The following is a 22,918-nucleotide window of genomic DNA, read 5'->3' as shown; positions in this document are numbered from 1 at the left end:
AAATACTGTGCTTCATACTTTTCATAAAGTATTCGCAAGCCAAAATGTATTTTCTTTCGGCTTTTGATAGTTTTTTTCCAGCATGGCCACATGAGATAAAAAATCTGCATCATCAAAATATTTTGCCTTTGCCAAACAGCTCTGAACACAAGCCTGGCATTTTATACAAGTTCCGATAATTTCATAAAAGTTTTCAAAAGAGATAGCCCCCATAGGACAATGGGTAGCACATATCCCACATTTAGTACAGAAATCGAGTCTTGTTTTGGGCGTTGCTTTAAGGAAGTGTGCGGGTGTTCCATCTTCTTTGAGTGGCTTATAATACGATCGTTTCGTTGTCATCTTCGTTGTAAGTACAGCCATATCCTTTGACAGATCATTTTCCAATAAGGTATGCATAAGTTGCATCAGAAATTGACGTAATGCTTCTTTATCCTCTTCATTAGGTCGAAAGGTTGCCAGTTTCTCTGTAAAGGCATGTTGGCAAGACATAGCTGCTGCACCTATAACACGAAAACCATGCAAATGCAGTTCTTGGATAGCTTCATCTACCGCTTGATCATAAGAACGATTGCCATAGGTAAGGATAGCTAGCGCAAGGGTGTTATCCCCTTGTAAATGATTTTGCAGAAAGGGCTACATCTTATTAGGCAATCTTCCTGCATAAACGCTGGAACCAAACAACACCAACGCATCTTTAGGGAAAACATAGGTTTCTTTACGCATAGCAGGCAATGTAAAATCAATATAGGTAATCGGAAGATGGAGATATTGTTGTAATGTTTCAGCCGCTGTTTCAATTACTTTTCTGGTATTGCCACAGGCACTGTAATAAACCCCATAAAGCGCTTTTAGTTTCATAAACATCATCCTTTAACCTTTCTTTTCGTTATGTTCATTGTACCGTATATAGCAATTATTTGCATCAAAAAAGCGCTTGGATAAGCGCCTTTTCCTATTATTTTTTCCCCTTCTGCAAATCATTTAACATTTGCAGTACCAGTTTCTTAGAATTGCGGTAGCTTAGATAGAACAAGATCGTAAAGATACCTGTCGGAATTGCAAGTATCAATCCTAGCCATTTTATGACACTGCGTGCTGTTTCGCCTACACTGAGGAATGCATCGTGCATACCTGTGAATCCCCATATAGCCAAAGCACTAAATAATAAACATAGGAAGAAACACATCTTAGCATTTCTTATCAATCGTTTGGTCATCATATCACGATAAGATATCTCGTTCTTCAATTGTTCACGCTCTTTTTTGGTCATCGTACTCTACCTCATTTCATTGTAAAAATCATACCATCCCATACTTCGATTTGCAAGACCTAAAGAAAATCATCCCTTTTGGGAGTAAGGGATGATTTTGAATGTATTGCTAAGTATTATCCCAGCAATCCGCTGACAGAACCTAAGAAACCAATTACCACAAACAGAATTAATACTTTGATTGGAGTAACGTTCTTTTTCGCCATCAGCCACCAAGCGAACAGTACAAACAGCATTGTCAGAATGCCAGGGAATGCACCATCCAGTTTTTGCTGCAGCATAACTGCTTTACCTTCAGAGTCAGTAGCGATCTGAACAGCTGAAGTAATGTTTACCCAAGATCCAGCCATCGCACCAACGATAACCTGACCCATAACGATAACAGATTCACGGAACGCAGTTGCCTGTGTACCAACGATCATTTCAACAGCAGAACCACCAAGTTCATAACCCTTGTTATAAATAACTTTCTGGAATAATGTACTTGTTACGTTCCATACTACGATATAGAATAATGGACCTAAGATAGATCCGCCTTCAGCGAAACCTAATGCGATACCTAACAAAATAGGAATGTAAGTACCAACGATCAAAGAGTCACCGATACCAGCCAATGGACCCATCAAACCTGCACGGATACCATTGATCATTTCATCATCAATTTCTTCAGCACCATTTGCACGAGCTTCTTCCAAACCAGCAGTGATACCAACTACGATAGCACCAATCTGAGGCTCAGTGTTGAAGAATGGATAATACGTTCTCATTTTTTCACACTGTTCTTCGTGTGTAGGATACAATTCCTGAATGATTGGCAGCATAGACCACATGTAACCAAATGTCTGCATGTGTTCGTGAGAGAAACAAGTTAAGTTTCCATACCACCAGCGCCAGAAGGAACTATTTAATGTTTTCTTTGAGATTTTTTTCATAATTAAATATCCTCCTCGTCATCATCATCGATGGCAGCTCCACCGCCACCAGCTTTTACCATTGTTAACTGATAGTTAATCAATGCGAATACAGCACCAACAGCTGTAGCAGCAATCAGTGTTAATCCCATAGATTTAGCCAATGCGAAACCGAATGCGAAGAAAATCAAATCGGTTGTCTTCGTAACAACGGATTTCAGCAGAATAGCAATACCAACAGCAGGCAGTACAGCACCAACTGTAATCAGCGCCTTAACATACCATACGTCTGTTTTCAAAGATGCAAAGATTTCCGTAACTGCATCTGCACCATAATAGCACAGCAGAGTAACAGGCAGGAAAGATAATACGAAGTGAGAAATTAATGGGAATAAAGCATCAACTTTACCAATAATTCCTAAATCGCCTTTATCCAGTCTAGCCCATCCAATGTGCTGCCAGATCAGGTTCATCATAGCAGTTCCGTAGAACAATGTAATACCGATAACACCAGTCATAGCTGAGATACTAGATGCCAAACCTGCAGCATCCTTTCCAGCTAAATCCATTCCAGCAGCTTTCGCTCCAACGTAAGCCAAAGGAATACCAATGTAGGAAACTGCACGCAAGTCAGAAGCTACGGTTCCACCAGGTGTAACCAGCGCAATCCACATAACCTGCATAGGCATACCAACCAGGATACATCCTGGTACATCACCAAGAATTAAACCGACGAACAAAGATGCTACCAACGGTCTATTCAGAGTGTAGTTACCAACAGTAGTTCCCAAACAAGCAATCGTACTAGCTGCAGTACAACTCATAAGACCAATTAAAATTGCTTGAATTAAACTCATAATAGCATTTCTCCTTTTCCTTTTTTTATATAATCCAATTCAGTTTCAATGCTCCCACCATTAATAACCGAATTTAGATCTGAATTTAGGCCATGAACCAATAGCTGTTTCCTGCAATAACGCAAAGTATACATCATAACCAGCGTTTGTCATAGCTTCACATGCTTCAGCCTCTTCCTGAATTAAAGACTGATTCTGTCCTAACTTAATAGAACCTGGGCGATCATTACAAGGTCCAATGACAACACGTTTTACATCACTTGGGACAAATTTGTTGTCTACCAGGATTTTTTTCATGTCGACTGGATTCTTTGTAATTAAGAAATAGCGTTTTTCACTGTCAAGCACGGTCTGTGCTTTTTCCAAGAAGTGTTCCATCGTCCACACCAATACTTTTTTATCAGTAGATGCTTTAAAGGACTGTTTTAGAACTGGAGTAGTTGCTGCTTTATCATTTACAGCAATGATACCGTCACAAGGGAATTCCTTAGACCAACGTGTTACAATCTGACCGTGAATGATGCGGTCGTCAACTCGTACAAAACTAATCATATACTTTTTCCTCCTTTTTATCTGAATGACTAAATGTCATCATCAGCGTCATCAGCTGTTGTACTGAATTCTGTCATGCCAGCACGACCTTCACTTAGAATGGTTTCTTTCAGTACATTTAAATCATCAAAATTGTCTTTCATCAATACGGCGGTAATAGCCATTGGCATGTTCATACCAGCAAGTACTAACGTATTAGCCATCATACCTTTTTCATCAAGTACTGCCAACGCATTCGTAAATGGTGAACCGCTCAAAATATCAGCAAGTAAAATTACGGAGTCGTCAGTATTCAGCGGCTCCACCAGTTTACGGAAGTTTTCCGCAAATTCATCAGCACTCATATCTTCACGAAGACTCGTGCTTAATACATCATCTCTACTGCCTGTCATCATCTTTACAGCAGAATGCAGACCCGGTGCAAATTCGCCGTGGCTGACCATAATCACATATCTCATTAGTATCCTCCTTTTTAACAGACACTGATCGTAACTGTCTTATGGTTTTTCAACACTGTTTTTTCACACAAAAAAGTTAAGCACTACGGATAGCACCATCACTATTTTATTGTATGAAGTATCAACAATATGCAGAATCTCCCAGCGATTCAGTTACCAGTAAGTGCTACATTCCAGAGTGACCAGCTCTTATTTTTCCAGGAATGTAATCGCTTACGCTGTCTTTTTACATAGTTATCTTACATCAGTGGATATGGTATTTCAAGCATTTTGTTTAATTTTTTCACATACATTACAAATGTAATCACACAATTCACCCAAAATTGACATAAAGAAACCAACAAATTATATGGAAAACAGGCTATTTTCTTCGTAAACAGGCTTTTTACCTTTTGCTTTTGGTATCTTGCTTGCAAACATCCAAATATGACACCCTATGCGCACATAATTGTGTTCGACTATGCACCTGCTTAATTCTTGCGCATGTAGAACACCGGTAACAAAAAGGCAGCTCTTAGCTGCCCTAATCGCCTTGCTTTATTTCACATAGCTAAGTAATACTCTGGTATCCCCCAGTATGGTAAAATCCTTACACGCTGCCGGCACAAAGATGCTTTCTGTATAAAGGAATGGAATGTGCATACCGTCACAGATGATTTCAGCATCTTGACCAACATTCGATACACAATAAAATTTTGTGTGATCCATAATTACTTCATAGGATGCATGAATGTCTACCAGCTTGACACAAAACTCTTCACGCTCTACTAACATTTTCTCCTTTGTTTCCTGTACTTTTTCTAAAGGAGAATGAACCGGTGTACAAACCAAAGCGAAATCCGCAACATCAAAGCTTTTTTGAATATGCAAAGGACGTGGATTGCCGTTTGCATCTTTTCGATTATAATCATAAAAACGATATGTCGTGTTGGAATTCTCCCCAATTTCCAATGCTAAGATGCCCTTCCCTAAGGCATGCAACATCCCTGCATCAATACATACAAAATCCCCGGCTTTTACCGGAATGCGCCGCACATATTGCTCAACTGTATTCTCTTGCACCGCCTGATATAAAACATCCTTATCGGCAATGGTCGTTCCAGCTACCAGCGTTGCCCCTTCATCAGCCTCTAAAATATACCAGGATTCTGTTTTCCCTTCATCATGTTCATGTTCATGCGCATAAGCATCATCCGGATGAACCTGAATGGAAAGATTATCTGCCGCATCTAGAAAAGCCAAACGTAACAAACGCTGTCTAGGTACTTTCCCTAGCATTTCTTGCTCTTTCTCATCTAACAATTCCTGTAAAGTTTTACCGGCATAATCTCCATTGATGATCTTATTCTGTGCATGTGGATGGGCACTGATTTCCCAGCATGTGCCACATCCGGTCTGGGCTTCATGACGCATCGTCGTTAAACGATCATTGGCCCAAATGGTTTTGTCATAAATTGGTTTTAAACGAAATGGATACATAATGTTCTACCTCTTTCTTTTTCTCGTCCCTATTATAATATGAATCACATACAAAAGCAATGAAATGTCATTACATTATGACCTTTCCTACATTTTTCATCTTTTTTCTAACAATTGTTATAACAATTGCCTAAGAAAATGGTATAATCATAGTACAGAAAGGAAAAATGACTGCAAATCTTATTGTTGCAGTCAGGTGAATGTATGCAATATGCCATTATAACCGATCAAATTTGTGAAGATTTAGAACGTGCTTTACAAATAGCGAAAGCACATCATTATTCGCATGTGGAATTACACAATGTCTTTGGTAAAAGTATTGAAGAATGTAGTCTGGCAGAAGTCGAGCATATCCGCACGCTCTTACAAACCTATCATTTGGAAGTATCCTGCATTGCCAGTACTGTCTTTTTTCTTTGCCCTTTATATGAAGGTGATCAAGTTTCTTTATTCAATGATTCTTTTTATGCCATTGAAGGCGATATCAATACGCACCTGCGTTATCTGGAAAATGCCTGCCGCATTGCCAAACGTTTAAATTGTCCGCGCGTACGCATATTCCCCTTCCGTTTTCCTGACAATCGTAAACCTCCTTTCGGCGTTCAGGAAGATATGAATGCTATCCTTCGTGCAGTCCGCTTAGCTTTACGGATTGCGAAGGAGTATGATATAACGTTGGTTTTAGAAAACTGCCCATATTCACGATTGCCAAAGGGAATGATGACGATACAGATCATCAAGGCTTTCCAAGATCCACACTTACGCTTATTATGGGATCCAGCAAATAGCTTTAGAGCAGTAAAAGAAAATGTGCCAAAAGATTATTTACTCTTTTCATTAATGGATGAGTTACGTTATATCTATCCGCAAATAGGTCATATTCACATCAAAGATTATCATTATGATCCTACCCAGCAAAAACCTTTTGTGCATAAAGAATTATTCGACGGCGATATACCATATGATCAGATTCTGACATATTTACACAATCGCGGTTATGATAAAGTCCTTTCCTTAGAAGCTGAAGTGCCTTTCCAGGAAACTATATCCAGCATGGATAAACTAAAAGATACATTAGAAAATATCACCTAAAACACCCAAAATGAGGAATTGCCGAATTTGGCATCCCTCATTTTTTATTTATTTACGATTCGCCTTTATCCCGGCATAGCACTGACGTAATACTTCATAACATTTCCTATAAGATAAGTTTTTGATCCTCCCTTTAACTTATTCATTACAAGCTTCTCCACCCTTTGATAATCGATAAACTCCTTTAAACGGATAAACAATTACGCAACATCATTTATATCTAATTCCATATGTTTCAACCGGATAACCGATAATAATCATTTTTTAATACCCGTTATATGGTAACTTAGCAATACATATGTACCGCGTATCAAAAGGGTACATATCACTATGGAAAAGGTTTTTCAAACAAAAAAAGGTTGCTAAGCAACCGGATAAATACTACATGAAGCAAGCGTTTTTCATAATCTGTAAACGCTAAGCTTTTCTGAAACTATAACACATATTTGACGAATAAGAAAATTAAAAATAAAATCAATGGCAAGCCAATTAATACCAGATATCCTACATTGACTTTTTTCTTTAACTGATTCCAGTTCTGCTCATCAAAATAAAAGCGCTCATCCTGCGTCCGTTTCACAACCCCATTTTCCATCAGATTCGCAATCGTATAAGCGATGACCTGAGTTGGATATGATATATTTTTAAATGCCTCATAACCGACAGCCGTACTTTCTGAATATGCCTCTTTTCGATGTAATACATCTAATACACGTTTTGCCGCTGTCTGCTGAACTGTTGCTTTTTTCTTTGCCATTTCCTTACATCCTCCTACTGATAAAAGGAAGTTATTCCTCATTTTGATTGTATTGTATAACACATTGTACCGCTTGCGCAACACTTTTTACGATTCTCTTTCCATGACGCTTTACTTCCTCCTGCGCACTTTCCATCACAAAACTATGCTCAACACAGGAAAACATCGGCACATCATTATGGCCATCCCCGATTACCCCAACCTCATGCTTTTTTAGATGCAGCTTATCCATCAGGGTACAAACGGTGTTGCCTTTATGAATTCCTTTTTTGGTTATTTCAATATAGTCGATAGAAGTAGGCAAGACTTCATACTCTTTAAATATTGCCTGAAGCTTAGGCAATAAAGCATTTGTTGTCTGCTCATTGCAAGTATACAAACTGATTTTGACCACACTGGCTTTTGTTCTATGCAAATGTTGGAGTAAGTCTTCTTCACGCAAATTGCCCAAATAAGCAAGTGTCTTACGTATAGATTGCCATGCATCCGCTGTATAGGCATGTTTCATCAAAAAGAATTCACGCTCTTCACTACAAATAAAAGGATGACACATCCCCACATAAGCATCCAATTGTTTCATAATAGCGATAACTTCTTCCCCATCCATATGATGTTCCAATACCTTATGTTTTTGAATCCATAAAGAGCCTCCATTATTGGCTATGATACAATCGGCTTGTAAATTATGGTGTGTTAACAGATGACGGCAAAAGCCGATATCTCTTCCTGTCACCAAACCAAATTGAACACCATGTTCCTGCAGCTGATGGATTGCGTCAACATCAGTCTTATGAATCTTTGGATCATATTGAATCAAGGTACCATCGATATCACTTAATAATAATCGTATCATTGCTTTATCCACCCATAGTGAAGACAAGCGTTCCATATGCCATCTTCCTCAACATTAGATGTCACATAAGCAGCTACTTCTTTGACTTTTTCACGGGCATTCCCCATGGCAATGCCATACCCACAGCGCTTGATCATATCCAAATCATTATAATCATCGCCAAACGCCGCACATTCTGTCATATCGATACCGATATGCTTACAAATACATGCGATGCCATCTGCTTTGCTATGCTGTCCATTGATATCATAATATGTCGTATCAAAGGGCGTAAATAATAATTCAGGAAAATGTTCTTTGATCGCTTGCAAATCCTCATGTTCAATTTTTGCCACAGCAGCTAAAGGAAGGCTTTTTTGTTGATATATGCTTTGTTCACGCTCATCGCTTAAAATATCCAAACGTCCTAAAAATCCTTCCAGCATATGCGCAATACGTTTATAGCCATGATAACAACGCGCCGCTTCGATGCATTGAAACATCAAAGCATCATCTTTGGTGCGAAAGATATCAATCAATTTTTGGGTCTGCTGTTTCGTAAAAGAAAAGCGATGTAATACCTCATCCTTGCTATCTATCACACAGGCACCATTGCTGCAAATAAAATAATCAAATGTAATTTCTTCCAGCAGTTTCTTCTCCATGGCAAAAGGAGGTCTGCCACTGGCAATGGCCAGCTTCACTCCTTGCTTTTGCAAATTTTTTAATGCTGTTATCGTGTTGTAACTGAACTGTCTATCACCTTTTGTAATCAGTGTACCATCCACATCAAACACACATAGTTTTATCATTACGAATCATCCTTCACCTTTATTTTTTATGTTTCTTACGGTTTTTCCAGTTGTCATAATGAACATCAAATGCCTCACCCATCTTATGTGAAATCGTGATTCGTTTTTCTTCGGTTGATGAAATTTCCATGTTTTTCATTAAGCCTTTATTTCGTGTTACGTTCATGATAGAACGGTAACGATAATAAGCCTTTTCATATAAGAAGCCATTGTCATCAAAAATAACACGTCGTTTCACAAGCGTATCCATTCCCATACTCACGGCAATCAACGCTATTAAACTGTAGGCAAGACGATAATAGTAAACGTTATCCTCCACATATGGGAAAAAGGCAAGGAAAATGCCGGCTGCCATCATTATGGCAAAGAAAATCAAAAAGCCGGTATAAACATTTACTTCTTCATAGTCCTTATGACTGTTTTTGTACTCATTTCTTAATTTTATATTTGTTCTTAACTGCTGTGCGGAACGAAATAACATCCAAATGCCATACCCGATCATAACCACACTGATAAAGGTTTCCATAGTAAATATAGTATCCATAAATTTTCTCCTTCTTCCAATTTCGGTATTATTATACACTATTTCAAGGAAGAATTTAAGCGGTTACGTAAATCAGTGACATTTGTCTATACCCGTTTATAAAGCAATCCCAAACCTAAAGGGATAATGCCGGATAAACCAATCAGCAATAATGTCATATCGGCCCCCATCGCATTGACCATTGCACCGGCAATCACAGGGGTAACTAATAGTGAAACACCTACATAAAAAGCTGAAGCTATGGTCTGTCCACTACTACGCAAATGTTTTGGCGTCGTATCATCAACCAAAGTTTTGCTGGTGATCATGATAAGCGGATACGTGATACATTGCATCAAAGTGACAACAATCATCATTTCCGGTGATTGTACAAGCGAATAGGCAATAAAACGAAGAATGTACATAAAGGTACCAAACATCATCAGCTTATAGTCACCGAATTTCTTTAACAGCCAGGTACCGGCAAAAAACAGTGGCAGTTCGGTAAATGCCTGTATGCTCCAGCGTGCGCCGATCATTCCTTCTTTCGCTCCAAGATTCATCATCTTATCCACAGTCGTATAAATATCGGCCGTTGCGATGACATTAATAAATAGGAAGATCAATACCACGATGATATATTTACGATTGAGTAACAATTCCTTTAAATCGCCGATATGAATACCACCACTTTTTTCCACCTTTACGGCATCTTGCATCATCATCGTCAATAAAATATTCAATACGGCCAAACCGGCAAATACATAACCTAAGGAAGCATAGCCGTAATGTTCAACAATCATCGCTCCAATCGGACTTCCAATCATCCAACCAATCGCACCAAAGGCCCGAATCGGTCCAAAGTTATTTCGACAGGTTTCACTCGTCTGTAGTGTCCAGCTATCCTGTATTGCCATTGTCGTACGAAACATACCGCCGACTAAAGACATAAAGATCAAATGCAGATAAAAGCTCTTTTCACTTACCTGATACATCACCAAGGCCGCTAAAACAAAGATAATCAATGATAAATTGAAAAAGCGTTTATCACTATGGTACTTATCACATAAATAACCAGCAAATAGCTGTGTTACAATAGCGACAACAGCCGTACCAGATAAGATAACACCACGTTCAACGACATCATAGCCAACAGATTCTAAAAACGTTTGCATGTAGCCATAAGGCAATACAAATGCCAAATAGCTCAGAAAGTAAAAACCACATAACAGCACGACATTTCTTCGATCTTTTTTCATAGGTTCCTCCTGTATTGTTTCCTTGCATCCCTTTTCTATTATCATAAACGATATGCTTTCATAAAACAAACCCGATAACGCTGTTCTGATATGGCAAGGAGGTCGCTCTTCATCAGTAGATTGGTCAGATCCTACAACAGTGTTTATCGGGTATATGGCCCATGTCTTATCATGGTCATTCAAAAGTATGCTCATCTACCATGATCAGCTGTTTTACACCTTTTACCATTGTCTGCTGTTCCTCACTGATCGGATTGGTAATCATGACATCATAATCCGAAAACTTCGCAAACTGATAGGTACTGGTCTTGGTAAACTTGCTGGAATCACAAAGCAAAATACTTTTTCTGGATTGGCGTAGAATATGGCGGTTGATTTCCGCATGTTCCATAGAAAATGTCATCGGTCCATCCATATCCTGGAAACCGTCACAGCCTAAAAAAGCAATATCGATGCGAATGGAGTCAATCACATTTGTCGTATAATAGCCAATAAAAGCTCTGCCTTTTTTCTGCAGCTTACCACCGGCCATAATAAGTTCTAAGCCACTGTCACAAATGATATCGCCAATGGGCAAAGAATTTGTCAATACGGTAATATTCTTCTTTAACCGTAACAATTTAGCCAGTTGCAAACAGGTACTTCCCGGATCTAAATAGACGATGGAATCATCCTGTATAAAATCTAATGCCTTGCGCGCAATCCATTGTTTCTGCACTGTATTCTCCTGCAGTTTCACATCAAAAGGCAACTGATAATAAGCATTGCGAACAGTAGCGCTGCCATGCTTTTTAATTAATACGCCACGATCTTCTAATACTTTCAGATCTTTTCGTATGGTTTCTGTAGTAACATCCAAGGCCCGCGCCAAATCCCCCACACGAACTCTTCCTTCATTCAGAATGATCTCATATAACGCATTTCTTCTGGCATCGCTTGCTTTGGACATTTTCATCAGCCTCCTTTGACACACTCTTAGTTTAAGTATTCCCAAGGAATTCGTCAATTAAAAATCCCAACATTCCAAATTTAAAACATTAATTTTTTTGTTTTTATACAAATTTCCCACTTTTTTCGCAATATTTTAATAATTTCTAATAGATACAAACTTTTCCGATTTGCTTATGCTATAATACCTTTGTTTTCAAAGGAGAGCCACTATGACAACATTTGATTTACACATGCATTCTTTATATAGTAGTGATGGACAATTCACCTGTCAGGAATTAATAGAAAAAGTAAAAGAAGCCAAGCTGTCTCTTATTGCCTTAAGCGACCATAATACGGCACAGGGCGTTGATGAAATGATGCAGTTAGGTAAGCAAAACGCGATACGTGTGATTCCTGCCATTGAATGTGATACCTTGTTTGACGGATTGGAAGTCCATGTGCTGGGCTATGGCCTAAATCATCATACACCGTATTTTGAAAAGCTTCCTCAGCAGATTGCTCAATTGAAGCAGGGTACGATGACAAAACGCATTGCCAAATTGAATGAATACTTCGATATGGAATTAGATGCACAAGCATTATTACAACGCTTTGGAACGATGAATCCCTTTCCCGCTATCGTTGACTATTTTCTCAAGGACCCTCGCTATGCAAATAAGCCAGCCTTTCAGCCCTACCAACCAGGTGGAGAGCGCTGTGAGCCGGCTTGTGTCAATTTTTATTGGGATATGTGCAGTGCCGGTAATCCCTGCTATGTTCATGTACCATATCCCAGCCTGCAAGAAACCGTAGAGCACATCCATGAAGCCGGTGGTATTGCCATTATTGCCCATCCTTTCCGTAATTTCTTCCACCAAGAAGAACGCTTGGAAAAAGCCCTTAGCCAAGGTATAGATGGTATTGAGGCCTACAGCAACTACCATACGCGGGAACAAAACTTATATTATGAAGACTATTGTCAAAAGCATCATGTGCTGATGAGTTGTGGCAGTGATTTTCATGGTAAAATGAAACCAAAGATTCAACTTGGGGAATATGGCTATGAAGGTAACCATGCGGAAATAATCTTGCAACAATTCTTACATGCCTTAGCGAACGATTAGACTGTTGAAACAGTCTTTTTTACTTATGTAGGTGGTGCAAGTCGTCATGTATAAAAAAATGAAAAACTTGTATAAAATTGTTGACTAAGGTTAACTTTCGTTGTATTATATAGAAGAAGTTAGATAAAGCTAATTATGAGAGATGTGTACTTCCTTTCTACACATGGCTTATTTCCTCTATAACTTTACAACCACAAGCACTAACTTCCCACTATATGTTTTATATCATTTACAACAAAGAGTCAGGACCGTTTCAGAGCCTGACTTTTTGTTATATATGGAAAAAAAGGCAGCCCATAATTACCGCCTTTATATCCTACCCGAAGATTAACCATATATAATATTTTTTTACAATTATAATTTCCAGAAAATAATTACCTCATCTTCTCATTTTGTATAATTTTATCATCTCTGTTTTATAAAATAATTCTTTTTCTTTTCTCATATAGGACTCACATAGATCTGATAAGAGATTTAACACAAAGATAGCAGCCTGTATATCGTTTGCCTTTCTGGCAGACTTATAGGCTTTTAAAAACTTCTTTTCCTTTAATTCAAATGGTTTCGTTTCATAGAGATAAGTCGCAAATGCATCAATCATCGCAATGCGATATTCAGAGGATTTTGTGCAATACAATTTTGCTTGACGTATTTGTTCTTTTGCTTCATTACGCATATTCATTTTATGATAAGCATAGGATTTATAAAAATACATCATCTCATGGGTTTTGCTATGTTTCTCTGCCTCATTTGCATATTGTAATACTTTATCATATTTACCCCATAACAAACTTATCCAAGTGAGATTATTAAAGATGGCAATCATATTAGGTAATGAAAGTTGTCTCATAGCATTTAAACATTGTACGTATACTTGTTCAGCCATTGCGTAATCATTCAATCCTGAATACAAGTTTCCTAACAATACATTGCACATGACACCACGCTTTAAATACAGATTTTGATTAAATAAACTGATGGCTCTTTTGATACAATCTAAGCCTTCCACATAATAGCCTTGTTCTACCAATATGATCGTCTTATGATAAAATGCCATAGCCTGTATTTCTATATTGTTACTATGTATAGCCTTATCAAAATACATAATTGCATTTTTATAATCATAAGCACTGATATAATAGCCACCAGCAGTATCATAAAACAATTTCTGAAGTTCCGGTTCTAAATAATCAATGTATTTATTCAGCCTTTTGATATCTTCTTCATATAAATATTCATCCTCTGCATGATATACACGATAAATAAAAACACCTAACAACCATATGATATATTCACCTTGAAATTGTACACTGGACTTCTGTTGATAAAGTTTTTTGTATATGTCTGCCGTAGGTTCTGATTTAACAATTGCCGTAAACAGATTCCAAACCATGATAGATACATTTGCATTATCTTCAATCGCATGAAACTCCATGCCGATAATCGCATATAGCTTTCTTACCGTTTCCTGCGTCAGATCTTTCTTCCCAGTTTCAAAATCGCTTAATTTAGAAACTGGCACAATTTCCTTGAATTGTGCCAGTCGAAGTCCAGATTCTCTTCTATGTAAGCGAAAGATAGGACCTAAATGTCTGTTCATTTTATAAACCTAAATGTTCTGAATTAGCAGGCATTACCTCATGTGCACAATCTTTACTTGTTTTAGGATTTAATCCGCAACGTTTATTGTTTACATGGCCTCCCATACTTGGTGCCAGAGTTAAGACTAGCCCTAAAACCATCATAAATTTCATAACTTTTTTCATAATAACTATTCCTCCTATATATCTGTGTCTTAATTTAACATAGGATCCGCTTTTAATCAATAGGCATATTTCTAGAAAAAACGGACTGTTTTTTCATGTTTTTTGCGCAATTTACGGATAAATGCCACTAGTATTTACCCTTTTTTATACAGACCATCTAAATTTCACAATATTCATCTTAATGACTCTTTACGAAATGTTTTTGATACCGCTGTATGATAATAACAGACAGGATGATCATCAGTATTATCCAGAGGACACAAACAATATTTTTCCAAGGGATCATCATATCCATAAAGATTATGAAAGGTGAAAATCCACCATTCATCCAACTATAAAAGGTGTTTACCTCCAACATATGGGATGGGAAAAGAGAACAAAGATAAGCCAACCATCCATCTTGTCTGAAGTTAATGGCAAATGATAAAATCATAAATACGAGCATAAGAATCGCTGTCGCAAATCGATTCTTAGAGAAATAAGAAATGGTCATTGTTACCATACCTATCGCCATAGCTGCTATCAGGGTAAGGAAAAAGGTACTAACGAGAACCTCACGATAGGTAAATATGAACCGTATCATTTCATAATACCCGGCATCTGCTTGTGGAAATACCGTGAGATCTAAGGATCGCAGAGGAACAAAGATGAATGCTGCCAAAACAATCATGCATAACTGAAGGAATAGAATACCGATTGCTAAAGACATGCCACATAATAGTTTGGCAATCACCAAGCGTTTCGCTCCTTCTTTTGTCGGTATGAGAATCTGATCAGTTTTATAATGTGTTTCTTGTGCAAACATATCCGATAATACGATTATGATAACTAGTAAACTTACAAAGTCAATTTTATTCAAATTTGTTAACAATAAATGATTACCTACCGTACTGTCATATTGAAGCTGTCCTTGTTGTAATTCTTCTTGATACTTTTTCGCAATTCGCGAAGACGCGTTCGTTATCTCACCACTATGCATCGCATTTTCAAACAACTCTTTTTCTGCTCCTGCCCCTTTTAAGAAACGAGGCAGATATTGATTTACAGAAATATCAACTATCTCAGAAGATATTTGTCCTGCGTTCTCACCATAAAGTTCATGACTTGTGGCATATTGACTATGCCCTGTGTAAATACGTTGATAAAGCATATATACCGGATCTTCTTTATAAAAAACGTTGAAAAAGTAATTACCTTTATCATCCATACCATATCCATCAATGTTCATACGTTCCATTCGTTTTCGAACATCTTCTTCCATATACTTACTGGTAGCGGCGCCCTTTAAGAAAGACTCCCAATCTTTACCGTATATGCGTTCCATCTTTTCCGTATCTATATTCTTACGCTGATACTTCTTCATGATTTTTTGATAATCTTCCTTCATTTTCTGAATGGTATCTTCATTAAAGGGCCCTGCATACTGGTGTAGGTATTCATCGGCATAACGATAATATGCTAAACCGTTTGCAACTTTTTGATGATCTGTTGTCTCATAAGTCATTGCCATTATTTCAGATGCTGCAGTTGCATGATAAGTCTGATAAATCTGATAGCCACTATAAGCAAATAAAGCTATTAACAATACAACCGTAAATTTTCGTTTCCCTAGTTTTTGATATTCACTTTTTAATAAACGCATCATACGGTTTCACCATCCTGAAAATAATAAAGATACAAATCATCTAAATCGGGAATTGCTAATTTCGCATTCGGATAACTTTGTGTATCACTTATAAAACGCAGATGCACACCATCTTGCATGGTATGCTGTTTTACGATGCAATACTTATCAGAAAGAGCAATTGCTTCGCTTGCAGGAAGCACCATTTCCCATACTTTCCCCTGCATATAGGTCAAGAGATTAGCAACGGTATCATGCAGTAAGATACTACCTTCTTTCATGACAAGAATATCATCTGCAATCGTTTCTACATCACTTACAATATGGGTAGATAACAGGATACAACATTCTTGCGATAAGGAGGCGATCAGATTACGAAAGATAATTCTTTCTTTAGGGTCCAGACCTGCCGTTGGCTCATCTAACAGCAACAGCTTAGGTTCATTCAATAAGGCTTGGGCAATCCCCACACGACGTAACATACCACCAGATAATTGACGGAGCTTCTTATGCTTATGTGACTGCAAATTTAGCCTTTCTAAAAGTGTTTCTATACGCTGTTCACTATATTCTTTAGACATGTTTTTCAAAATACTCATATAGGAGAGAAAATCATAGACACTGTAATGTGGATAATAACCGAAATGCTGTGGCAGATAGCCAAGATAACTTGCATATGTATCATATTGTTTCAGCGCATTTATATCCATAAAATGCAAACTGCCTTTATCAAGAGGAATCAAGCCACATATTAATCGCATCAATGTCGTTTTGCCACTGCCATTTGCGCCTAATAATCCATGAACACCTTTACCAAGCTGTAAGGTAACATCTCGTACGGCATGAATTTGTTTAAATGATTTATCCACATGTTCCAACGTTAATTCCATAGTATCGTCCTCCTTGTTTTCATACGATAATTCACTAGCAACATCAAATAATATAAGATGATGCTGACCACGGCTGCCACCAATAGCTGTATGGCGTTTACAAACAACAATACATCTAAACTTTGTATAAGGATTACATAAATACCAAACGATAACACATAAGCACTTCCTGCTTTATATAGCGTATTTAATTTGGTCATGAATACAATCAATAAGCTTTGTAAAATAAAAATCGGTAAGAATCCATACAACAAAACTTCCGCCAGCGCCAGTTTGTCCATAACATATAAGACCAAACACAATATGATGAATTCTACTATTTCCCATACCGCAATACCGGCCATCTTAAAAAGTAATACTCTGCCATCATTGAGATAAACAGGTGCCATGATTTCTTGTGTCTGATAATACTTTCGCCGATAGAGTTCAAATAAAAAACAACTGCCCATTAAAAACATATAGCCACAAACAACAAAGATTGTATTGCTGAACATGATGCTGCCTGCAAGACATATACATAATCCGAGAAAAGACATGCGGATATAGCTTTTTAGTTCCATATGCATAAAACGCAGCAAGAGCTCATTTTTATATGGTGTTTTCATTTGCTGATTCTGCCATTCATTACGACAAGCCGCCAACGTATCGTATAAAGCATCCTGTGAAATATGAGGTTTATCTGTTTTCATCTTGTCTTTCTCCTTTCATCATTTGATACAGCTTTGCTAAAGCTGCTTTATGCCTGGATTTTACACTGGATATTGGCATATCATACACTTGTGCGATTTCACGATAAGTAAGTTGATGGAAATAATGCAATAGGATCACATCCTGTTGGGGCAGCGGTAACTTTCCAATGTTATACAGTAATGTTTCCTGTGCGCATTGCTTTAAAATGCTTTCATGTACATCAATATCATCCCCCAGACCATTCATCCAAGCCTCGCTGTCTTCCATAAGGTGTAGTTTTTGTTTGCGGTAAGCATCCACACAAAGATTACTGGCAATGCGGTATAGAAAATGTATCACCTTCCCCTCTTCATGATAGGTTGGCAAATAACGAATAAAACGCAAGAATACTTCTTGGGTAATATCCTTCGCACTATCATCTCCCTGCATCTTACGATAAACAAAGGCGTAAATAGTTGGATATACTTGGGTGATAAAGGTATCCAACGCGGCCATATCGCCATGGCGAATTTTATGTAGTAACCACTTTTCTTTCATGTTCTTTACGCCTCCTCTATATGTTTAACGAATGATCTATGAAAAAGGTCTTAAAAAAAGAAAGTTTTTTAAACTTTCTCATGATCCTTTTGCATTTTCCGAATTTCTTTTGCCAAAGCGTATGCCAGTTTACGATGATTTTCTTCATCCATATGCACGCCATCCGCTTTACTGGCGCAGGCAACACTGGCGGCATCAAAGAAGTAACAATGATATTGTGCACAGATTTCTTGTATTGGCTTTGCCATATGCCTTGCCACCTGATAACTCCTTTCATGGAATTCGCCTGCCCATGGTGAAGTTGTCAAAATCGTTTCGCCCAAGGCAATCGGTGAAACCACCAAAATCTTAGGAATGGCATAACGTTCATAAAGAAAGGGATTCTGCATGATCTTAATATTTTCCCTGACTCCCTTTGCGATCATCTCGGCATTCAAATGATACATAGTTTTCAGATCGTTAGTTCCCAGCATCATAATGATAAGATCCAGAGGCTGATGGGTTCGCAATAGCATTTCCAAAACAGCACTGCCACATCTTCCCTTGCCATAAGGATCCTCATGAACCAAAGTACGTCCATTTAATCCCTCTTCAATAATTTCATCCTGTGGGAATTGCTGTGCTAATACCTTTGGCCAACGATGCGCAAAACGCATTCCACTTGTTGGATCATATCCCCAAGTATTACTATCCCCATAACATAAAATACGCATAACTTTCCTCCTTTTATATCATTTAAAGCTTTCCCTGTTTTTTTAAATCCAGTAATATTTATATTGGCTTTTATTTATGAAACATCATCCCAATAAGTTTTCTAGTTCTGTACAAAATCGATATGGATTTTCCGGATACAATAAGACATCTTTTCCTTGTTTGGTATGAATACACACTTTATCCTTCGCATATCCGATATTAAAGGTATCCTGTTGTTTCACAGATACGATTTCATCATAGCGCAAATATCCTCCTTTGCGATTCCACAATGCCTTATGATAACGCAAACCCTCTTCATCAAATACATAAATATTGGTTGGCGTATGAAAGCCATATTGCCATATCGTATAAAAAAGAAACAACATTGCCAATAATAAGGTCATATGGCACAACATATCATAAGAAATCGGCAACATACATGCGATTATCAGGAAAAACAAAACATAGTTTGTTATCATTTTACGACTGCGAAAGCTCAACTGTCCCAGTTCAATTTCTTTTTCCATTACCATTTTCCCATGCTGATACACTTTATTTGCTCCTAAGTAATTTAAGATGGCATAAAGAGGCCATAAATATGCCACCACACGAAAATACATTGCAGGGAAATCAAATAAAAATCCCAGTGCCCATAATGCATCCATGTAGAAGGACGGTGTAAAGACAAGTGCCGGTATGAGTAAAACTTCAAAATTCTCATCAATCCCAATCACCTGCTGATATGCGAAACGCAATAAATAATAATAGGTTACGGCACCGATGATACCGACAGATAAATTAAAATAACTATAAGATATTTCTTCCCCATGAATCTCTTTATACCCATAAGCAATGCTGAATATCATAAATGCCAGTAATACCGATCTGGCTAATTCAATGTATAAATTTTTTAAAGTATCCATCTGACGTTCATCCAATGGTGCTTTTCCTTTTGTTTTTCCATAACGTATGATATCTTTCAACAAGCTTTGTTTCGGCTGTTTCATTCCCATTCCTCCTTATCATAGGACTCATCCCAAAATAAATCATCTAAATGTTTATGCAACGCAATACAGATATTGATACAAAGCTTAATGCTTGGATTATACCTTCCTGCTTCAATCAACCCAATGGTCTGTCTGGTCGCTCCAACTTTTTTTGCTAATTCTTCTTGTGACATATCCAGTTCCATACGGGCCATCTTGATCTTGAGATTTTTCATATCGCATATCCCTTCTTTATCGTTTTTATTATAGGTGGATGAGAGAGGAAAAGCAAGACTTTATGAAAGTTATATCTTACAAATGCAAAATATATATTGCATTTTAAAGAAACTTGCTTTATAATGTAGCTAACAATAGGAGGGACAAAATGAAACTAGAAGTACACGACTTGCATAAAAGCTTTCAAGGCAAAGAAGTACTGCATGGTATTTCTTTTACCATTGAAAGTGGCAAAGCTTTAGGTCTATTGGGGCGTAACGGCGCGGGGAAATCAACAACCATTCGCATCCTGATGGATGTATTCAAGGCAAATCAAGGAACACTTCTCATGGATGGAAAGCCATTTCATGCGAAGGAATATAACATCGGCTATTTACCAGAAGAAAGAGGCTTATATCCCAAAAAGAAAGTATCTGAGCAATTGCTTTATTTAGCTGAGTTACGAGGTATGAAAAAAGCCGAAGCCAAAAGCAACTTAAAAAAATGGTTAAAACGTTTGCATATTGAAGAATATGAATCAAGTGTTTTAGAAACATTGAGTAAAGGAAATCAGCAGAAAGTTCAGTTAGCACAGACTTTGATGAATGATCCGGATATCGTAATTTTAGATGAGCCATTTTCCGGTTTAGATCCGGTAAATTCACAGATCTTACAAGAAGTCGTACAAGAGCAAATACAAGCCGGTAAGCTTGTCATCTTTTCTTCACACCAAATGAATTATGTTGAGGAATTTTGCGAAGATATTGTAATCTTGCATCATGGCAATGTCGTTTTACAAGGCAACCTGAAACAAATAAAAAAAGCATTTGGTCATAACCGTCTCGTATTACGTCCAAATGAATCATGTGCTGGCACCTTTGAGGACACTTTAAAACAATGTCAAAATATGATCAATCTGTACACAAAACAAGCTGAGGATTATATCGTAGAATTAAAGGAAGGTATTGATAAGCAGATGCTGTTCGCATATCTTGTGAATCATCATATTGATATCGACGTATTTAAGATATATGAGGCATCACTTACAGACATTTTTGTAGTAAAGGCAGGTGATGAAGAATGAGAGCCTTTTTTATCGTTTTAAAATTTGAATTGGAAACTATGCTAAAAAAGAAATCTTTTCTGATTTCCACCATATTAGTAGCAATAGCTGCCTTTGCTTTATTATCCTTCCCTCGCTTTCTATCAAATGACAGCGAAAATAAGGACACCCAAAAAGTTGATAAGGTCATGATCATACAGGATATGAAACAGATCTTACAAGATGACAATTTGATCAAGCAACAATTTCCTGCTTATAAGGTTCTGCGCACCACGCAGTTGGATGAATTAAAAAAACAAGTAACTGATGGGAAAGCAGATATTGGTTTTGCCATAAACGATGCTACGCATTTCACTTATTATATAAAAAATTCAAGTTTACAGGATACACGTCCAGCTAAGTTTGAAGATTTGATGAAAAAGCAATACCAAGCAAAGGAGTTCAAACGTCATCATTATGATGCGACAACCATTGAAGCTATTTATCAGACACCGATTCAATCCAAAACAACCGTGTTGGGAACCGATGGCAGCAGTAACTATTATTACACCTATGCATTGATCCTCCTTCTTTATATGATGATCATGATTTACGGTAATCAAGTTGGTGTAGGAGTTGCAAGTGAGAAAAGCAACCGTGCTATTGAAATACTAACAACCAGTACAACATCAAATACCTTAATTTTCGGCAAGGTCATTGCCGGCGCAATTACAGGGGTTCTGCAGACTGCCCTTATGTTAGGTTCTTTCCTGTTGGCATATCAAGTAAATGCAGATGTGTGGAATCATGCATTGGATAAATTTTTACACATTCCTTCCATCGTATTATGGACCTTCGCATTATTTGGCATGTTAGGCTATTTGCTCTTCAACTTCCTGTTTGGGGCGATTGGTGCTTTATGTTCGAAAGTCGAAGAAGTAAATGGGGCAACCATGCCGATTCAGCTACTGATTATCGCGGTTTTCATCTTGAGTTATGTAAGCTTGCAGATGCCAGATACGCTTCTTGCCAAAATCGTTGGTTTTGTACCCTTTACCTCCTGGATGTGTATGTTCATCAATGTTGCCGTTGGCTCTGCTACCGTATGGGAAATCATTATTTCCTGGTGCCTATTGGCAGTTACGACCATTGCCATGGGAATTTTAGGGGCGCGCTTATATCGCAGAGGGACATTGAGTTATGGCAATACGGTTTCATTAAAAACAATCGTACAAGCCTTACGTCATCATGAATAAAAAAATATTATAAATCATAACCAAAGTCATTTGTTTCTATATTCTCTTGTAAACAAATGGCTTTTTTTATGGTTATTTGGAAAAGTAACAGACATCCCTGATAAGATACACCATATAACATTTCCTGTTTTGCATAGTATACGTTGGATAAAAAGAAAAGAGGTGAAACTTCATTATAAGAAAATGCCTTTTCCACAAGTAACGCGCGTAATGAAAAGCCTTTTTTACAGTTGTCTGATACAGCAAAACATAGTTGTATCTCACGTTTTCATTGATATCCTTCTAAACTAGGCACTTGCTTATGCCATTTTGCAAGTAAGCGCATAGGATACGACGGATATTCAAAATCCATGCGGCGA

General features: G+C 37.6%; 27 protein-coding genes. 4 read left to right on the top strand and 23 right to left on the bottom strand.

The window, feature by feature from the left end:
- Positions 1-21: 21 nt before the first annotated feature.
- The 8 genes from EDD61_RS14075 to EDD61_RS06220 form a co-directional block, all read right to left on the bottom strand.
- Positions 22-492, bottom strand: coding sequence for a 4Fe-4S binding protein (locus tag EDD61_RS14075; RefSeq protein WP_243642695.1), 471 nt, complete (start codon positions 490-492; stop codon positions 22-24).
- Positions 493-636: 144 nt separating this feature from the next.
- On the bottom strand, positions 637-861 hold the full coding sequence (locus EDD61_RS14070) for a flavodoxin family protein (RefSeq protein ID WP_243642694.1): 225 nt from the start codon (positions 859-861) through the stop codon (positions 637-639).
- Between the two features lie 97 nt (positions 862-958).
- Positions 959-1,273 (bottom strand): hypothetical protein, encoded by a 315-nt coding sequence (locus EDD61_RS06250; RefSeq protein WP_008979299.1) that lies wholly within the window; start codon positions 1,271-1,273, stop codon positions 959-961.
- Positions 1,274-1,389: 116 nt separating this feature from the next.
- Positions 1,390-2,205 carry a PTS system mannose/fructose/sorbose family transporter subunit IID gene (locus EDD61_RS06245; protein ID WP_008690714.1) on the bottom strand — a complete coding sequence of 272 codons (816 nt, stop codon included), beginning with the start codon at positions 2,203-2,205 and terminating at the stop codon, positions 1,390-1,392.
- A 2-nt stretch (positions 2,206-2,207) separates the two neighbouring features.
- Positions 2,208-3,041 (bottom strand): PTS sugar transporter subunit IIC, encoded by an 834-nt coding sequence (locus EDD61_RS06240; protein ID WP_008690712.1) that lies wholly within the window; start codon positions 3,039-3,041, stop codon positions 2,208-2,210.
- 60 nt (positions 3,042-3,101) lie between these two features.
- Positions 3,102-3,593: a PTS sugar transporter subunit IIB gene (locus EDD61_RS06235; RefSeq protein WP_008979301.1), complete on the bottom strand. Its 492-nt coding sequence runs from the start codon at positions 3,591-3,593 to the stop codon at positions 3,102-3,104.
- Positions 3,594-3,622: 29 nt separating this feature from the next.
- The gene (locus EDD61_RS06230) at positions 3,623-4,036 is read right to left on the bottom strand and encodes a PTS sugar transporter subunit IIA (protein ID WP_230326903.1); all 414 of its coding nucleotides are present in this window, start codon (positions 4,034-4,036) and stop codon (positions 3,623-3,625) included.
- A gap of 552 nt (positions 4,037-4,588) precedes the next feature.
- Positions 4,589-5,530 (bottom strand): type I phosphomannose isomerase catalytic subunit, encoded by a 942-nt coding sequence (locus EDD61_RS06220; protein ID WP_132224572.1) that lies wholly within the window; start codon positions 5,528-5,530, stop codon positions 4,589-4,591.
- A gap of 204 nt (positions 5,531-5,734) precedes the next feature.
- Between EDD61_RS06220 and EDD61_RS06215 the strand changes: the two genes are divergently transcribed.
- Positions 5,735-6,622, top strand: coding sequence for a sugar phosphate isomerase/epimerase family protein (locus EDD61_RS06215; RefSeq protein ID WP_008979304.1), 888 nt, complete (start codon positions 5,735-5,737; stop codon positions 6,620-6,622).
- Between the two features lie 433 nt (positions 6,623-7,055).
- On the opposite strand, the gene EDD61_RS06210 is transcribed toward EDD61_RS06215, so the two are convergent.
- From EDD61_RS06210 to EDD61_RS06185, 6 genes are all read right to left on the bottom strand, one after another.
- Entirely contained in the window at positions 7,056-7,379 is a 324-nt protein-coding gene (locus tag EDD61_RS06210; protein WP_008690707.1) for a hypothetical protein, read from the bottom strand.
- 31 nt (positions 7,380-7,410) lie between these two features.
- Positions 7,411-8,268 carry an HAD family hydrolase gene (locus EDD61_RS06205; RefSeq protein ID WP_132224570.1) on the bottom strand — a complete coding sequence of 286 codons (858 nt, stop codon included), beginning with the start codon at positions 8,266-8,268 and terminating at the stop codon, positions 7,411-7,413.
- Entirely contained in the window at positions 8,229-9,023 is a 795-nt protein-coding gene (locus tag EDD61_RS06200; protein ID WP_132224568.1) for an HAD family hydrolase, read from the bottom strand. The genes EDD61_RS06205 and EDD61_RS06200 overlap by 40 nt, the downstream gene beginning before the upstream one ends.
- Positions 9,024-9,042: 19 nt before the next feature.
- Positions 9,043-9,567, bottom strand: coding sequence for a hypothetical protein (locus tag EDD61_RS06195; protein ID WP_008979307.1), 525 nt, complete (start codon positions 9,565-9,567; stop codon positions 9,043-9,045).
- Positions 9,568-9,653: 86 nt separating this feature from the next.
- Entirely contained in the window at positions 9,654-10,805 is a 1,152-nt protein-coding gene (locus EDD61_RS06190) for an MFS transporter (RefSeq protein ID WP_020990873.1), read from the bottom strand.
- Positions 10,806-10,980: 175 nt separating this feature from the next.
- Positions 10,981-11,754, bottom strand: a complete 774-nt coding sequence (locus EDD61_RS06185) for a DeoR/GlpR family DNA-binding transcription regulator (RefSeq protein ID WP_020990874.1) — start codon at positions 11,752-11,754, stop codon at positions 10,981-10,983.
- Between the two features lie 211 nt (positions 11,755-11,965).
- On the opposite strand from EDD61_RS06185, the gene EDD61_RS06180 reads away from it, so the two are divergent.
- Entirely contained in the window at positions 11,966-12,859 is an 894-nt protein-coding gene (locus EDD61_RS06180) for a PHP domain-containing protein (RefSeq protein WP_132224566.1), read from the top strand.
- A gap of 379 nt (positions 12,860-13,238) precedes the next feature.
- Here EDD61_RS06180 and EDD61_RS06175 read toward each other — a convergent pair whose 3' ends face one another.
- The 9 genes from EDD61_RS06175 to EDD61_RS06140 form a co-directional block, all read right to left on the bottom strand.
- Complete coding sequence (locus tag EDD61_RS06175; RefSeq protein WP_207900990.1) at positions 13,239-14,459, bottom strand: tetratricopeptide repeat protein; 1,221 nt, start codon at positions 14,457-14,459, stop codon at positions 13,239-13,241.
- Between the two features lies 1 nt (position 14,460).
- A complete protein-coding gene (locus EDD61_RS13785; RefSeq protein WP_165877196.1) occupies positions 14,461-14,625 on the bottom strand; it encodes a hypothetical protein in 165 nt (54 codons plus the stop codon).
- A gap of 178 nt (positions 14,626-14,803) precedes the next feature.
- Positions 14,804-16,270: an ABC transporter permease gene (locus EDD61_RS06170; RefSeq protein WP_132224564.1), complete on the bottom strand. Its 1,467-nt coding sequence runs from the start codon at positions 16,268-16,270 to the stop codon at positions 14,804-14,806.
- Complete coding sequence (locus tag EDD61_RS06165; protein ID WP_119983289.1) at positions 16,267-17,139, bottom strand: ATP-binding cassette domain-containing protein; 873 nt, start codon at positions 17,137-17,139, stop codon at positions 16,267-16,269. The genes EDD61_RS06170 and EDD61_RS06165 overlap by 4 nt, the downstream gene beginning before the upstream one ends.
- Entirely contained in the window at positions 17,130-17,828 is a 699-nt protein-coding gene (locus tag EDD61_RS06160; RefSeq protein WP_132224562.1) for a hypothetical protein, read from the bottom strand. Before EDD61_RS06160 ends, EDD61_RS06165 begins: the two co-directional genes overlap by 10 nt.
- Positions 17,815-18,366: an RNA polymerase sigma factor gene (locus tag EDD61_RS06155; RefSeq protein ID WP_008979739.1), complete on the bottom strand. Its 552-nt coding sequence runs from the start codon at positions 18,364-18,366 to the stop codon at positions 17,815-17,817. The genes EDD61_RS06160 and EDD61_RS06155 overlap by 14 nt, the downstream gene beginning before the upstream one ends.
- Positions 18,367-18,434: 68 nt before the next feature.
- Positions 18,435-19,079, bottom strand: coding sequence for an SGNH/GDSL hydrolase family protein (locus EDD61_RS06150; protein WP_008979740.1), 645 nt, complete (start codon positions 19,077-19,079; stop codon positions 18,435-18,437).
- Between the two features lie 84 nt (positions 19,080-19,163).
- Positions 19,164-20,066 carry a hypothetical protein gene (locus EDD61_RS06145; RefSeq protein WP_132224560.1) on the bottom strand — a complete coding sequence of 301 codons (903 nt, stop codon included), beginning with the start codon at positions 20,064-20,066 and terminating at the stop codon, positions 19,164-19,166.
- Positions 20,063-20,281, bottom strand: a complete 219-nt coding sequence (locus EDD61_RS06140) for a helix-turn-helix transcriptional regulator (protein ID WP_008979742.1) — start codon at positions 20,279-20,281, stop codon at positions 20,063-20,065. The genes EDD61_RS06145 and EDD61_RS06140 overlap by 4 nt, the downstream gene beginning before the upstream one ends.
- A 149-nt stretch (positions 20,282-20,430) precedes the next feature.
- Here EDD61_RS06140 and EDD61_RS06135 point away from each other — a divergent pair, with 149 nt between their 5' ends.
- Together EDD61_RS06135 and EDD61_RS06130 are read left to right on the top strand one after the other, a co-directional pair.
- Complete coding sequence (locus EDD61_RS06135; RefSeq protein ID WP_132224558.1) at positions 20,431-21,345, top strand: ABC transporter ATP-binding protein; 915 nt, start codon at positions 20,431-20,433, stop codon at positions 21,343-21,345.
- Positions 21,342-22,559: an ABC transporter permease gene (locus tag EDD61_RS06130; protein ID WP_119983285.1), complete on the top strand. Its 1,218-nt coding sequence runs from the start codon at positions 21,342-21,344 to the stop codon at positions 22,557-22,559. The genes EDD61_RS06135 and EDD61_RS06130 overlap by 4 nt, the downstream gene beginning before the upstream one ends.
- Positions 22,560-22,918 lie beyond the last annotated feature (359 nt).

The organism is Longicatena caecimuris (assembly GCF_004341945.1).
Lineage (GTDB): Bacteria > Bacillota_I > Bacilli_A > Erysipelotrichales > Erysipelotrichaceae > Longicatena > Longicatena caecimuris.
The sequence above is the reverse complement of the archived record's forward strand: the minus strand, read 5'-3'. Positions and strand labels throughout refer to the sequence as shown.